10 protein-coding genes and 1 pseudogene are annotated in these 13,479 nt (G+C 61.8%); 6 read left to right on the top strand and 5 right to left on the bottom strand.

Annotated elements, in window-relative coordinates:
• Positions 1-582 precede the first annotated feature (582 nt).
• The 3 genes and pseudogenes from AAC645_RS20405 to AAC645_RS07185 all read left to right on the top strand — a co-directional run bounded on the left by AAC645_RS20405 (position 583) and on the right by AAC645_RS07185 (position 5,067).
• Positions 583-1,520 (top strand): annotated as a pseudogene (locus AAC645_RS20405) (MFS transporter).
• The gene (locus AAC645_RS07190) at positions 1,498-2,454 is read left to right on the top strand and encodes an alpha/beta hydrolase family protein (RefSeq protein WP_340314881.1); all 957 of its coding nucleotides are present in this window, start codon (positions 1,498-1,500) and stop codon (positions 2,452-2,454) included. The pseudogene AAC645_RS20405 and the gene AAC645_RS07190 overlap by 23 nt, the downstream one beginning before the upstream one ends.
• A gap of 198 nt (positions 2,455-2,652) precedes the next feature.
• A complete protein-coding gene (locus AAC645_RS07185) occupies positions 2,653-5,067 on the top strand; it encodes a TonB-dependent receptor (protein ID WP_340314879.1) in 2,415 nt (804 codons plus the stop codon).
• A 266-nt stretch (positions 5,068-5,333) separates the two neighbouring features.
• Here AAC645_RS07185 and AAC645_RS07180 read toward each other — a convergent pair whose 3' ends face one another.
• On the bottom strand, positions 5,334-6,218 hold the full coding sequence (locus tag AAC645_RS07180) for a LysR family transcriptional regulator (protein ID WP_340314878.1): 885 nt from the start codon (positions 6,216-6,218) through the stop codon (positions 5,334-5,336).
• A gap of 106 nt (positions 6,219-6,324) precedes the next feature.
• On the opposite strand from AAC645_RS07180, the gene AAC645_RS07175 reads away from it, so the two are divergent.
• Positions 6,325-7,824: a CoA-acylating methylmalonate-semialdehyde dehydrogenase gene (locus AAC645_RS07175; RefSeq protein ID WP_340314877.1), complete on the top strand. Its 1,500-nt coding sequence runs from the start codon at positions 6,325-6,327 to the stop codon at positions 7,822-7,824.
• A gap of 88 nt (positions 7,825-7,912) precedes the next feature.
• Positions 7,913-8,242 carry a hypothetical protein gene (locus AAC645_RS07170; RefSeq protein ID WP_340314876.1) on the top strand — a complete coding sequence of 110 codons (330 nt, stop codon included), beginning with the start codon at positions 7,913-7,915 and terminating at the stop codon, positions 8,240-8,242.
• Positions 8,243-8,248: 6 nt separating this feature from the next.
• Here the strand turns inward: AAC645_RS07170 and AAC645_RS07165 are convergent, their stop codons facing one another.
• The 3 genes from AAC645_RS07165 to AAC645_RS07155 form a co-directional block, all read right to left on the bottom strand.
• The gene (locus AAC645_RS07165; RefSeq protein ID WP_340314875.1) at positions 8,249-10,354 is read right to left on the bottom strand and encodes a RelA/SpoT family protein; all 2,106 of its coding nucleotides are present in this window, start codon (positions 10,352-10,354) and stop codon (positions 8,249-8,251) included.
• Positions 10,355-10,531: 177 nt separating this feature from the next.
• Entirely contained in the window at positions 10,532-10,873 is a 342-nt protein-coding gene (gene rpoZ, locus AAC645_RS07160) for a DNA-directed RNA polymerase subunit omega (RefSeq protein WP_340314874.1), read from the bottom strand.
• A gap of 136 nt (positions 10,874-11,009) precedes the next feature.
• On the bottom strand, positions 11,010-11,642 hold the full coding sequence (locus tag AAC645_RS07155; RefSeq protein WP_340314872.1) for a class I SAM-dependent methyltransferase: 633 nt from the start codon (positions 11,640-11,642) through the stop codon (positions 11,010-11,012).
• Between the two features lie 369 nt (positions 11,643-12,011).
• On the opposite strand from AAC645_RS07155, the gene AAC645_RS07150 reads away from it, so the two are divergent.
• On the top strand, positions 12,012-12,896 hold the full coding sequence (locus AAC645_RS07150; RefSeq protein ID WP_340314870.1) for a LysR substrate-binding domain-containing protein: 885 nt from the start codon (positions 12,012-12,014) through the stop codon (positions 12,894-12,896).
• A 45-nt stretch (positions 12,897-12,941) separates the two neighbouring features.
• On the opposite strand, the gene AAC645_RS07145 is transcribed toward AAC645_RS07150, so the two are convergent.
• A complete protein-coding gene (locus AAC645_RS07145) occupies positions 12,942-13,409 on the bottom strand; it encodes a peptidylprolyl isomerase (RefSeq protein WP_340314869.1) in 468 nt (155 codons plus the stop codon).
• Between the last annotated feature and the right edge of the window lie 70 nt (positions 13,410-13,479).

Below are 13,479 nucleotides of genomic sequence, written 5' to 3'. Positions count from 1 at the left end.
GGTGGAGCAGCCCGGTAGCTCGTCAGGCTCATAACCTGAAGGTCACAGGTTCAAATCCTGTCCCCGCAACCAAATCAATCCAACACACACGCACAGCCCGCTCGGCACCCGCCGCGCGGGCCGCTTGCGTCGCAGCATCAGAGATTTTCTCGCGGTCGTTGCGAGCAAAGCTGGATTGGGGGAAACGGTCCAGCTCAAGCGCACGTGCAATCCCGTGGCGGGCCATGTTGAACCTTGTCCGCCCAGCCGAGAGGCTGTCCGTAAGCACGTCCTTATGTGCGGCTTTGGGGACTTTCCGGGCACACCGGATGCCACGGCAAGCGGGGACTTGCCGAAGATTACCGCTGCCGTTGCCGTCCCTCGTTGGTGTTCAGATGGCGCGGAATGAGCAACGCTCATAACCATTTTTAGAATAATCGTTTGAGTTGGGCGCGCCCTCATACTCTCATGAACGTTCCAAGGCACTTTTTCGGAGGGGTGTAGAAATGTCCTCGAGACTTCACCACACGTCGGGAAGCTGCGCGCTGGTCGATTTTTGGGCATTAGAAAAATGAGGCAGCCGGCGTGTGGAAGGATCCGACCATGAAGGTTTCGGAGGCGGACCCGACCCCTTCAAGGAACAGGGCGGTCGACGTGGATCCGGTCTCGGCAAGCTCTGCGGTATTCGCGCCACAGCCGAGCCTCGAAGGCGCGTTCTACGCCCTGACGATATTGTGTGTCGTGACCTTGCTGTCGCAACCGGACCGGAACCTTACGCCGCTGATCATCACGCCCTTAAAGGCCGAGTTCGGTATCAGCGACACGCAATTCGGACTGCTGCACGGCTACGGTTTTGCACTTACCTATGCCGTGTTCGGGATTCCCTTCGGGCGGCTCGTCGACCGCCGTAACCGGCGCAACATCATCCTGATCGGTCTGGCCGCCTGGAGTGCGCTCACGGCGCTGTCCGGATTGGTGGCAAGCTACGAGCAGTTGTTTGTGCTTCGTATCGGTGTCGGGATCGGCGAGCGGTGCTTGCCCCTGCCGCCTATTCACTTCTTGTCGATTATTTCGAGCCGGGGAAGCGGGGTCGCGCCGTCAGCATTTACTATATGCCTATGGCGGTTGGCTATGGTGGGTCGCTGATGCTGGGCGCTGTCCTGCTCCGCCTGTTGCCGCTTGCGGGCCTGGACCTTCCAGGGCTGGTGGCCCTCGGCCCGTGGCGCCTCCTATTCCTATGCGCCGGACTGCCGGGCTTTATGGCGTGCATGCTGGTCTTTACGCCGAAGGAGCCCGAGCGGCGTGGCGCCGTCAAAGGAGATCGCGTCTCGGTTCGAGACTTTCTGGCCTATCTCTGGGCGCACAAGGCGCTCCTTGGCCGTATCTCCATTGCCAGTACATTGATACCGACAGCGACCTATGTCGTGACATCATGGATGCCCGTCCTGATGGAGCGGCATTTCGGTCTTGCCCCAGCCAGCATCGCATTCTGCTTTTTCGGCTTGAACGCGCGCACATATGCTCGACTGGCAGTTCAATGAAGTGTCGCGCTGGATCAGTCCCAATCAAAACTGCCAATATCCTGAGAGGGGTGCCCAAATGAACGGCAACGCGATATTTGATCCGAGATCTCTCATGGATTCGGCTGTTTGCGATCCTTGTGTCCTTGATCCTGATTTTCCGTTTGAACAGTTCGTCACCCATTTCATCAGCCAGGGCTCAGTCGTCCATGCGACGGTCTGGATAGCGCAAGGACGGGAGCCAAAAGGAACTGTCATCCTGACCCCGCAGATGTTCGGCGGCGATCGGCTGGAAAGCGTCATCATTCCGCTGATGACGGCCGGGATCAACGTGATGACCTTTCATCCGCGGGGCATGTGGGACAATCAGCACATTTACACGCTAACCGGTGCGATCGATGATCTGCTCGCGGCTGCTGCCTATGTCCGCTCAACCGCCAAGGGCGACATCAGGACGCCGGCAGGTAATGCGTGGCGGACCGATACCGCCCGGATCGCCGTTATGGGGCTGAGCGGCGGGGGCGGTACTGTGAGCATCTCCGCCTGCGCTGAGGATCCGCTGATCCAGTCGGTCATCGCGGTGGCGCCGGCGAACAAGTCCGCTCCGCTGCCCCCCGAAATGATAGCCGGCCTCGAGCCGGTGAAGGCCCGGACTGCCGGCCGGATCGACGTCGTGGCCACGATGAACGCCATGACGCCCGCTGAAAACGATCGCATGAGTCCCATTGTTCAAGCGCCGCGCCTCGTCGAGAAAAACATCCTCCTCGTGGGCGCAATGCGCGACGTCGTTTCGCCGCTCGAAATAGCCCACAGGCCGATTGCGCAGGCGATGCGCGATGCCGGGGTGCGAGCGTTCGACGAAGTGATCCTCGACACTGATCACAGTTTTCTTACCAAGCGCATCGCACTAGCCCGACTGATGATCGAATGGCTGCGGAAAAGAGGAGGATTTTAGCAGAATTGCACCCAGGGAAATTCCGCCGATGGCTTATCTTAGTAAGATGTGTTCAGATCATCGGCGCAAGGTGAACGAATGTGTAGAACTAGAAGCGTAAATGTGCGAGAGTTAGCGTTGAGAGCGTCTTGTTGATTGATCTGATGAGTGATTAGATAAACATATCGGTCTGTCATTGTATAATAAGGGAGGATTATCATGATTACATCTACCTTAAGATCGACTCTTCTCCTTACGTCTGCACTTGCTATTGCGGTGCCAACTGTCGCCGAAGCGCAAGCTCGCAGCAATGCGCGCGTCTCCGCAGATGCCGGCGACATCATCGTCACCGCGCGCAAGCGCGACGAGACGTCGATAGCGGTCCCCGTGGTGCTGACGGCGGTCAGTGGAGCGGAACTTGAGCGGCGCGGGATCAGCAGCGCCGACGCGGTTGCCCAGCTGGTTCCCGGCCTGACGATATTGGGATCTGGCGGAGCCGCCCAGGGCGGCACCATCGCGTTGCGCGGCGTATCGGGGCCCGACACTAATCCGCTCGGCGATCAGGCGGTGTCGTTCAACATCGACGGCGTCCAGGTGGCGAAGTCCACCGTTCGCCGCCTAGCTTTCATGGATCTCCAGCAGGTCGAGATTCTCAAGGGGCCGCAGTCGCTGTTCTTCGGAAAGAACAGTCCGGGCGGCATCATCTCGATACGCACCGCCGATCCGACATCGCAATTGGCTGCCAAGGCATCGCTGGGCTATGAGTTCAACGCCCACGAATGGCGCGGCGAAGGCTTTGTTTCCGGCCCGCTGACCGACACGCTCGGCGCGCGTCTGGCCTTCTATGGTTCGCACCTCCGCGGCTGGGTGAAGAACGACACCCCTGCGGGCAACATTGACCCGCCCTTCCACCGCTTCGGTCCACGCAGTCGTGAAATCGCTATGCGTGGCACGTTGAAGTTCGAGCCGACCGATGCATTCACCGCGCGTCTCAAGCTTTCCTATGGGAAGGTCAAGGGCGCGGGCCCTGCGGAGAATACGCAGATCGTCAACTGCCCCTTTGGAACGACCCAGCTCGTCGGAGTGGTCAGCGACTGCAAAGCCAACAATCATATCGAACGCACTGACAATATCAGCACCGCTTTCACGCCATATGAGCCGGCGTTCGGCGACGGCCGCACTCGGGCGGAGCAGGAGCAAATCCTCGCCGGGCTGGAACTGAACTACGCGCTCAGCGATTCGCTCGACCTGACGTCGGTGACGGGTTTCTACAAGACCAAGTTTGCGGCCGTCGACCATTTTGCGCGCTATCCTGTCGTGCCAATCCTGCAGTTCGGGTTCAGCTTTGGTCTGCCGGCGCTCGCGTCCTACTTTTTTTACAACAATAGGGAGATTTCGCAGGAAATTCGTCTGAACAGCAGCTTTGACGGGCCATTGAATTTCACCGTCGGCGGGATCTACTCGGACACGCGGTCCTCGAACGGGCAGCATGCCTTTATAAACCAGACCAATCCGGTCGAGATATCTCAATTTTACGTCCTCCAGAATGGCACCGCCTATTCAGCGTTTGCCCAGGCTCGCTTCGACGTGACCCCGCAGCTCGAACTGTCGGCGGGCGGACGCTATTCGCACGAAAAGAAGAGTCTGCCCCTGTTCCTCTTGGATTTGACCGGTTCGCGCACCAATCCGATGGTGCCTTTCGCGACACCGGTGGTCCAGGCTTCGTTCAACAATTTCTCGCCCGAACTCACTGCTACCTACCGGCCCACAGACAAGCTGACCCTGTTCGGATCGTATAAACGCGGTTTTCTATCGGGGGGTTTCAATGGCAGCGGGGGGGCTGCGGGCCTTCCACTCGATTATGGCCCGCAGAAGATCAAGGGCTTCGAAGGCGGTGTGAAAGCATTGTTGCTTGATGGCGCGCTGCGCACCAATCTGTCGGTCTTCAATTATAAAGTGACCGGCCTCCAGATTACCGCTTTCAGTGGTGCCATTGGCTCGATTCGGAACGCCGGCGGCGTGCGGACCAAGGGCATCGAGTTCGACATGAACTACCGCACCCCGATCGAAGGACTGACCCTGAGAGGCGCCCTCAGTTATAATAAGGCAAATTATCTTAGCTATTTCGGGCCATGCTGGCGGGGTCAGTCGCAGGCGCAGGGCTGCAATTTCCTGGCGCTTGGAAACGGCATTTCCCGCCCGATCCTGCCAGGCGAGATCGGCAACAATCAGAATCTGGCCGGGCGGCAACTCATCAATGCGCCCGAATGGGCGGGGAATGCGGGCGCAAGCTACGAAACCCCGCTTGGCTCGGCGTTGAAGCTCGGCCTGTCCGCCGACGTCACCTTCGCCGGCAGCGCGCCGACCGACGCCGGCCTGACCCCGGCGCTGATCTCGCCCAAGCACGCTCTCGTCGATGCCACCGCGCGCATTGCCGACGCTGGGGACGCCTGGGAAGTGGCGCTGATCGGTCGCAATCTGACCAACGACTTCTACTGGGCGGGCGGACAGCAGTTGCAGTTCACTGGAGGCGCCTCCGGCACCGTCGCCGGCGGCCCACCGGCAGACGGTTACGCCAACCTCAACCGGGCGAGGGAAATCATGCTTCGCCTTACCGTTGCCTTCGGGCAATAATAATCGGCGCGGGATTGGGCGTCATGCGGATCCCGGTATCCAAGTTTGGATACCGGGATCCTACCGTGGGCGACGGCTACCCAGGCGAGAAAGGCTGGGCAACGATGCTGGTCTGAAGATTGTTTGGGACCGGCTCAAGCTTCAGTTTTAGTTGATTTGGACATGCAGCGGCTGTCGCCATCATGTGACCGCCCTGGTCGCCTGCGCCTGTTTCGACGGTCCGATCATGCTGTGCCCGATGTTGAGATCGCTGTTCAACCTGCCATTCAAAGCTTCGGTTGCAGGCGCTCCGTCAACTGACCCAGAAAATCCACGACCGCGCGTATTCTGGGTGTTTTCTGAAGATCTGCGTGGAGCACGAGCCAGTAGCTGCGGATGGCGACGATCTCGTCGGCAAGCACGCGCACGAGGCGCGTGTCACTCTCGGCAGCGAGCCTATGGAGAACTCCCAGGCCGATGCCCGCCGCCACCGCTGCCTGCTGCGCCGCACTGGAGCTGGAGCGGAAGACGATCGGCGCGCCGAGCGCCACCTGGTCAAGCGCGTTGATCTCGGGATAGTCCAGCAATTCATCAATGTAGGATACGAACCCATGTCGTCCGATCGCAGCCGATCCGCCGATGGGGCCATGTTCATCCAGATAAGCGCGCGAGCCATACACGCCGAGACGATAGTCGGTCAGTTTGCGCGCGATCAGGCGTCCGCGCGGCGGCGGACGGAGCGTCACCGCGATGTCGGCCTCGCGCTTGGACAGGCTGATCGATCGGCTCTCGGGAGCCAGTTCCAGCGTCAGGTGGGGATGGAGCGCGCTTAATTCGGCGATGTGGGGGGCGACCAGGCAGGTCCCGAAGATTTCGGGCGTCGCGAGGCGGACGGTGCCGCTTACCTCGTCATCTCGACCGGCGACGCTGGCGGCCGCTGTGATGAGCGCGCTTTCCACCTGCTCCGCATGAGGCACCAGGGCGACCGCTGCCCCGGTCGGCGCGAGCCCGCGAGGAGAGCGGTCGAACAGTCGCGCGCCCAGTGCCTGTTCCAGGGCTGAAAGGCGGCGCGAGACGGTGCTGTGATCAAGGCCCAGCCGCCGCGCGGCGGCGAGCATGTTGCCCGTCCGCACGATTGCGAGAAAGGCTCGGAGCTGATCAGATTCGAGCATCGGGATTCCTGCACAACGAATCGGCATCCATAGGCCTGTAGATGCAAGATGCGACGCGCTATAGCTATAGCCGCGCTTTACAACCAGCGCGAGAGGAGCAGGCTCCATGCGCAACGTGACTCACTTTATCGGTGGCAAGCCCGCGCCCTTGTCGGGCGCGCGAACCGGCGACATCTATGATCCCTCGATCGGCCAGGTGCAGGCGCGTGTGGATCTCGCCGACGCTGGCCATCTTGCCCGCGCGGTCGAGAACGCCAAGGCAGCCCAGATTGGCTGGGCGGCGATGAATCCGCAGCGCCGCGCCCGCGTGATGTTCCGCTACAAGGAACTGATCGAGCAGAACATGGACGCTCTCGCTCGCCTGCTCTCGTCCGAGCATGGCAAGGTGATTGCCGACTCGAAGGGGGATATCCAGCGCGGGCTCGAAGTGGTCGAATTCGCCTGCGGCATCCCCCATCTGCTGAAGGGCGAATATACCGAGGGCGCGGGACCCGGTATCGATGTGTATTCGATGCGCCAGCCGCTTGGCGTCTGCGCCGGTATCACCCCGTTCAATTTCCCAGCGATGATTCCGTTGTGGATGGCGGCCCCCGCGATCGCCTGCGGCAATGCCTTCATCCTTAAGCCCTCGGAGCGGGATCCCTCCGTGCCGGTGCGTCTTGCCGAACTGGCGCTCGAGGCCGGGCTGCCCGAAGGCATTCTCAATGTCGTGCATGGCGACAAGGAGATCGTCGACGCGATTCTCGACCATCCCGACATCAAGGCGGTGAGCTTCGTCGGTTCATCCGACATCGCGCAATATGTCTATGGTCGGGGAGCGACCAACGGCAAGCGCATGCAATGCATGGGCGGCGCCAAGAATCACGGCATCGTTCTGCCCGACGCCGATCTCGACCAGGCTGTCGCGGACATCATCGGCGCGGCCTATGGCTCGGCGGGCGAGCGCTGCATGGCATTGCCGGTGATTACCCCAGTGGGGGAGGCGACGGCCGAAGCTCTCCGCAAGCGTCTGGTCAAGGAAATCGCGGCGCTCCGCGTGGGCATCGCGACCGATCCGGATGCGCATTACGGCCCCGTGGTCGGTGCCCAGCACAAGGCGCGGATCGAGAATTATATCCAGATGGCCGCCGACGAGGGTGCCGAGATCGTTGTCGACGGTCGCGGATTCTCGCTACAGGGCTATGAGGAGGGCTATTTTCTGGCGCCCACGCTGATCGATCACGTCACGCCCGGGATGAAGAGCTATCAGGAAGAGATTTTCGGCCCGGTGCTTCAGATCCTGCGCGCGGAGACGTTCGAGGAGGCGCTGAGCTATCCCTCCAAGCACCAATATGGCAACGGTGTCTCGATCTTCACGCGGAACGGCGATTTTGCGCGCAAGTTCGCGAGCAATGTCGAAGTGGGTATGATCGGGATCAACGTGCCTATCCCCGTGCCGGTCGCCTATCACAGCTTCGGCGGCTGGAAGCGCTCGGGCTTCGGCGATCTCGACCAGTACGGCATGGACGGTGTGCGTTTCTACACCCGCACCAAGAAGGTGACCCAACGCTGGCCGTCAGGCGGGGCGGTCGTCGATCAGAGCTTCGTCATCCCGACGATGGGCTGACGAAGGTCATCCAGGGCCTGGACCATGCGGGCCAGCCAAGCGTGCATCGCGCCTTGACGGCCGGCCCGTGCAAGGCGCAACACCCTGCATGATCCGTCCCACATCATGGAAAATCCACCAGATAGCGGGCGTCGGCAGCGCCGCGGGCCTCGCCGCTCTCGTCCTGTGGCCAATTTATGCCGGCTGGCCGGAAATCGCCGCGCTGCCCTTCATCGTCGTGCTGGCGGTCGCAGCCGCGTGCGGCTGTGCGATGTTGTGGATAACCGTCCAGGACCTGGGGCGACGGCCCACACGGGGAAACCGGCTGCGGCCGATCCGGACGTTCGACGTCTTGCTGGGCCTTGCCTTTGCGATCCCCAGCCTGATGGAACTGCGCGCGATCGTGCCCGGCAGTCTCGCCCAACTCGGCCTGTGGTGAGGATGGTCAACCCGCTGGCGTTCGCTCCGCCTGCGATACCGCATCCGCCGCGCGCAGCGCCGCGACGATCTTCATGAGGTGCTGAACGTCATGCACTTCGATCGTGACGTCATAGGTGTGGAAGGCGGCATCGCGGTGCGAGAGCGACAGGTTGACGATGTTCGCCTGATGCGCACCCAATATGCCTGACATGATCCCGAGCGCACCCGGTTCGTTCTTGACGATCACATTGAGCTTGGCGGTGCCGCCATCGGAGCCGTCGCCCCAGGCAAGATCGACCCAGTCGGCATCCTGGCTCTGGGCCAGCTTACCGCAATCGATCGTATGAACCTCGACCGGCTCGTCTGGCCGTCGGATACCGATGATCCGGTCGCCTGGCACCGGATTGCAGCAGCCGGCGAGCTGGAACGCGACGCCCGGCGTCAGCCCCTTCATCGAGATCGCCTCGCGCTGGGCGGCTTCCTTGCGCTTGACGCCCGCTTTTTCGGCGCTGCCCGGCATTAGCGCGTCCATCACCGTGGCGTCGTCGACCAGTTTGCGGGCGATCGCTTCCATCAGCGCATCCTCGTCCGGCAGCTTGAGGCGCTTGAGCGCTTCGGGCTGGGCCTCTGGCCCCAGCTGGGCGGGGATGCGCTTGACGATCTCATCGTAGAATTTGCGGCCCAGCGCGATCGTTTCCTCACGCTCCTTCTGCCGCACGGAGCGCCGGATCGACGAGCGCGCCTTGCCGGTGAATGCGAAGGTCAGCCATTCGACCTGCGGCTCCTGCGCCTTCGAACGCAATATCTGAACCTGGTCGCCATTCTCGATCGGCGTCCTGAGCGGCACCACCCGCCCATTGACCTTGGCGCCCACCGTCGTGTCCCCGACGTCGGTATGGACGGCATAAGCGAAGTCGATCGCCGTCGAACCCTTGGGCAGCTGGATCAGCTCGCCGGTGGGGCTGAAGGCGAAGATACGATCCTGGTACATTGCCATCTTGGTGTGCTCGAGCAGCTCCTCCGGATTGCCGGCATGCTCCAGAATGTCGACGAGGTCGCGGATCCAGCTATGGCTGCTGGCTTCGCGCGAAGGCTTGCCCTGCTTGTAGGCCCAGTGGGCGGCGAGACCATATTCGGCCTGCGCGTGCATCTCGCGGGTACGGATCTGCACTTCGATCCTCATCTTCTCCGAGTGGATCACCGAGGTGTGGAGCGACCGATAGCCATTGCGCTTGGGGGTGGACACATAGTCCTTGAAGCGGCCGGGGACCATCGGCCAGCGCCGGTGCAAAACACCTAGCGCCTTGTAGCAGCTATCGATGTCGTCGACGATCACACGGAACGCCATCACGTCGGACAGCTGCTCGAAGCTGATGTGCCGCTCGGCCATCTTCTTCCAGATCGAATAAGGATGCTTCTCACGGCCCTGGATATCGGCCTGGATACCGGCCCGGCTCAATTGCAGCCGCAGCCCCGAACTGATCCGCGAGATGATATCGCCGCCACCTTCATGCAGTTGGTGGAGCCGCTTGGTGATCGAGGTATAGGCATCGGGTTCGAGCTGCTGGAACGCCAGCGTCTGCATTTCACGCATGAACTCGTACATGCCGATCCGCTCGGCCAGCGGCGCGTAGATATCCATCGTCTCGCGCGCAATGCGCCGCCGCTTCACTTCGGAGCCGATATGGTGAAGCGTCCGCATATTGTGCAGCCGATCGGCCAGTTTGACCAGCAGCACGCGTATATCGCTCGACATGGCGAGCAGGAACTTGCGCAGATTCTCCGCCGCGCGTTCATTCTCGGTCTGGGCTTCGATCTTCGACAGCTTGGTGACGCCGTCCACCAGCCGCGCCACCGACGGTCCGAAGCTCTTCTCGATCTGCTCGGCGGTTGCGACTGTGTCCTCGATGGTGTCATGGAGGATGGCGGTCGCGATTGTCTCGTCGTCGAGCTGAAGGTCGGTCAATATGCCCGCCACTTCGATCGGGTGGCTGAAATAGGGATCGCCGCTGGCGCGCTTCTGGCTGCCATGCGCCTGCATGGAAAAGACATAGGCGCGATTTAGCAACGCCTCGTCGGCGTCCGGGTCGTAGGCGAGTACCCGATCCACAAGTTCATATTGTCTTAGCACATGCTTATGTGGGGGCGCCGCAGCAGTGGATGCAACAGGCAAATAGCGACATCGGCTGGGTTTATGGCAAAAGCCGGACGCCGCGTTTCCCAAAAGCAACACCGGCCCGCCTCCTGGGAGGCGAGCCGTGTGTCTTTTGAAAGAGCCGAGATGCGGAGATCTCAGCCGCCGGGCGGCCTATTCGTAGTCGCCGCCGATATTCTGATTGCGGGGCGGTGCGGCCGCGGTCAGGCGAAGCGCCTCGGCCGATGCTGCCAGCGAGCCGATCTCATCGGGCGCATCGTCATCGTCGACGCGGACACGCTGCAGCGAGGACACGACCGCTTCGTGCAGGTCGTCGGGCAGGACTGTCTCGTCAGCGATTTCGCGCAGCGCGACCACCGGGTTTTTGTCGCGATCGCGATCAATCGTCAACTCGGCACCACCTGAGATCTGGCGAGCGCGCTGGGCCGCCATCAGAACAAGGTCGAACCGGTTGGAAATCTTGTCGACGCAATCCTCGACCGTGACGCGCGCCATAAAACGCTCCGCTATAACTGAATTTGGAAAGAGGGCGCGGCTAACAGGGCTGCGCAGAAATGTAAAGGAAAATGGGACGCTCGTCGGCCACAGGAAATACGACGCCGGCCGCCGGGCCGGCATTCATAACGAAAGCTCAAGCCGCCGCCTTGTAAGCCCAGAAGAGACCGCAGGGCGGTATGTTCCACCATTCCAGGTCGCGATCGATACGATCGAACAGCGGTTCGAGCAATTTCAGCACATAGGGCGAATATTGATAAATGAGGAAGGCACCCGCTGGCTTGAGAACGCGGTGGGTCGCCTCGGCGATCGCGGCGCCGACGCCCTGGGGAAGGGTAGAGAAGGGGAGGCCCGATAGCACATAATCGGCCTGGTCGAAGCCATGCGCATCGATGATCTCGTTGACGTCCGCGGCGGAGCCGTGAACCGCTACGAAGCGCGTATCGGCGAACTTGCGGCGCAGGAAATCGACGAAGACCGGATTGGTGTCGATGACCAGTAGGGTCGCATCGGGGGCCAGCCGTTCGAGGATCGTGCCGCAGAAGGTGCCTACGCCCGGCCCATATTCGACGAACAGCTTCGTATTTGCCCAGTCCACCCGCGATAGCGTCGACTCGATCGTGCGCTTCGACGACGGGATCACCGAGCCGATCATCACGGGGTGGCGCAGGAATTCGCGGAAGAACAACGCGAGGGGATTGGTCGCGCTAGATACCGAGCAGGCCTTTGCGCCGCTGCCCAGCGCCTGTTCGGCCGAAAACTCACCCATGATGTTCCTGTCGGCTTTTGATCTTGCGCCTCCCCGTCGCAAATGATGCGGGCAAAGGCAAGCACCACCCGTTTCGGATACGGCGAGGTGATCGTCCAACCGCCCGAGCGGCGCAGGGTTGCGTGCTGGCAAAAAAAAGGCCGGCCCCAGAGGGCCGGCCGTAAAGTTTTAGGAGAGGATGCCTGAAAGGCCCGTCCTTATTGCGGTGCGGCATCGATTGCTGCAAATGCTTAGATCGTCGCCGCGGTTGCAGAAAGTGCAACCTTGATAGGCTGATAACAATAGGAATATAGTGACGGCGGCTCGCAGCTGGCGTGATTTGTGCTATTTTGCGTTGCAACGAGTCTCGCGCTCTGGTGGGATGCTGACATGCGTAGATTGCCGCCCCTTACCGCCATCGAAGCCTTCGTCCAGGTGGCGCGGCTGGGCTCCGTGAAGGCAGCGGCCGAGGAACTGGCGCTGTCCTCGCCTGCGCTCAGCCGACGTGTGCAGGCGCTGGAGCGATTCATGGGCCGTAATCTGTTCGAGCGGCGTCATCAGGCGATGATGCTCTCCTCGGACGGAGAGATGCTGCTGTCGCGCATCGCACCCGCGCTCGATGCGCTGACCCTCGCGATCGACGCCACGTCGGGAGACACCGAACTCGTGCGGCTTCGACTGGGCGTGATGCCGCTCTTCGCGTCGCAGCGGCTGATGGGACGTCTTCCGGAGCTGCGCGAGCGCCACCCCGAACTCCACATTGATATCGACACCGGCGGTCATGCGCTGGCGCGGCTCGGCGAGGGGGTCGATGCTGCGATCGTGCTCGCGCGCGATGTGGACTCGAACCTCTATTCGCGACGGATCGATCGCGACACCACCGTAGCCATCGTCAACCAATCGTTGACCGGCGGCCGTTTTCCGGTCAGCCGGATCGATGATATTGCCCGCCTCACGATCTTCCTGCACAGGGACATGCCAGAGCTGTTCAATATCTGGCGGGAAGCGCTGGGCCGGCCGGACCTGGAACCCGCCGCCGTCGATGTGTTCGATTCAGGCCAGCTCATGCTGGATGCTGCGGCCCAGGGGCTTGGCGTAGCCTTCATGCTGCAGAGCCACCTCGACGACGCGCGCGACGACAGGCTGACCAGCCTGTTCGATCACAGCGTCGATAGCCCTTACGGTTATTGGTTTGCGTGTCGTCGCCCGGCGCTCACGACCCGCGCGGTGCGAATCTTCCACGACTGGCTGTTCAGTACGCTGTCGACCCAGTGACATGTGAAGATCCTCCCGATCGACGATCGGGAGGATCCTGGGCGGTCATGCGTCTGCGGCGATCTTCGCCTTGACGATCTTGCCCGGCTCACGCGGCGGCTCGCCCTTCGGCAGCGCGTCGACATGTTCCATGCCGGACTCGACGATGCCCCACACGGTGTACTGGCCATCGAGGAAGCGCGCATCGTCGAAGCAGATGAAGAACTGGCTGTTGGCGCTGTTCGGATTGGCGCTACGCGCCATCGAGCAGACGCCGCGAACATGCGGCTCGCGGTTGAATTCGGCCTTCAGATTGGGTTTGTCCGACCCGCCCATGCCGGTGCCGGTCGGATCGCCGCCCTGCGCCATGAAGCCGGGGATCACGCGATGGAACACCACGCCGTCGTAGAAGCCCTCGCGGACGAGTCCCTTGATGTGGTCGACATGGCCGGGAGCCAGATCAGGGCGCAGGTTGATGACGACATCGCCGCCCTCCAGCGTCATGATGAGCGTGTTTTCGGGATCGGCGGCCATCATATTCTCCTTCTCGACGAGCGAATCTCGGGCCGTCCCTATCGAGAGATGCCCGTCGAGGCGAGCGCTG

Source organism: Rhizorhabdus argentea, from assembly GCF_037861105.1.
Lineage (GTDB): Bacteria > Pseudomonadota > Alphaproteobacteria > Sphingomonadales > Sphingomonadaceae > Rhizorhabdus > Rhizorhabdus argentea.
Note: the sequence above shows the minus strand (reverse complement) of the source record. Positions and strands in the feature narration are given on the sequence as shown.

Excerpts from the sequence above, each read along its gene's own strand:
- AAC645_RS07190 (WP_340314881.1), top strand. The coding sequence starts at position 1,498 with ATGCTCGACTGGCAGTTCAATGAAGTGTCGCGCTGGATCAGTCCCAAT.
- AAC645_RS07185 (WP_340314879.1), top strand. The coding sequence starts at position 2,653 with ATGATTACATCTACCTTAAGATCGACTCTTCTCCTTACGTCTGCACTT.
- AAC645_RS07180 (WP_340314878.1), bottom strand. The coding sequence starts at position 6,218 with ATGCTCGAATCTGATCAGCTCCGAGCCTTTCTCGCAATCGTGCGGACG.
- AAC645_RS07175 (WP_340314877.1), top strand. The coding sequence starts at position 6,325 with ATGCGCAACGTGACTCACTTTATCGGTGGCAAGCCCGCGCCCTTGTCG.
- AAC645_RS07170 (WP_340314876.1), top strand. The coding sequence starts at position 7,913 with ATGATCCGTCCCACATCATGGAAAATCCACCAGATAGCGGGCGTCGGC.
- rpoZ (WP_340314874.1), bottom strand. The coding sequence starts at position 10,873 with ATGGCGCGCGTCACGGTCGAGGATTGCGTCGACAAGATTTCCAACCGG.
- AAC645_RS07155 (WP_340314872.1), bottom strand. The coding sequence starts at position 11,642 with ATGGGTGAGTTTTCGGCCGAACAGGCGCTGGGCAGCGGCGCAAAGGCC.
- AAC645_RS07150 (WP_340314870.1), top strand. The coding sequence starts at position 12,012 with ATGCGTAGATTGCCGCCCCTTACCGCCATCGAAGCCTTCGTCCAGGTG.
- AAC645_RS07145 (WP_340314869.1), bottom strand. The coding sequence starts at position 13,409 with ATGGCCGCCGATCCCGAAAACACGCTCATCATGACGCTGGAGGGCGGC.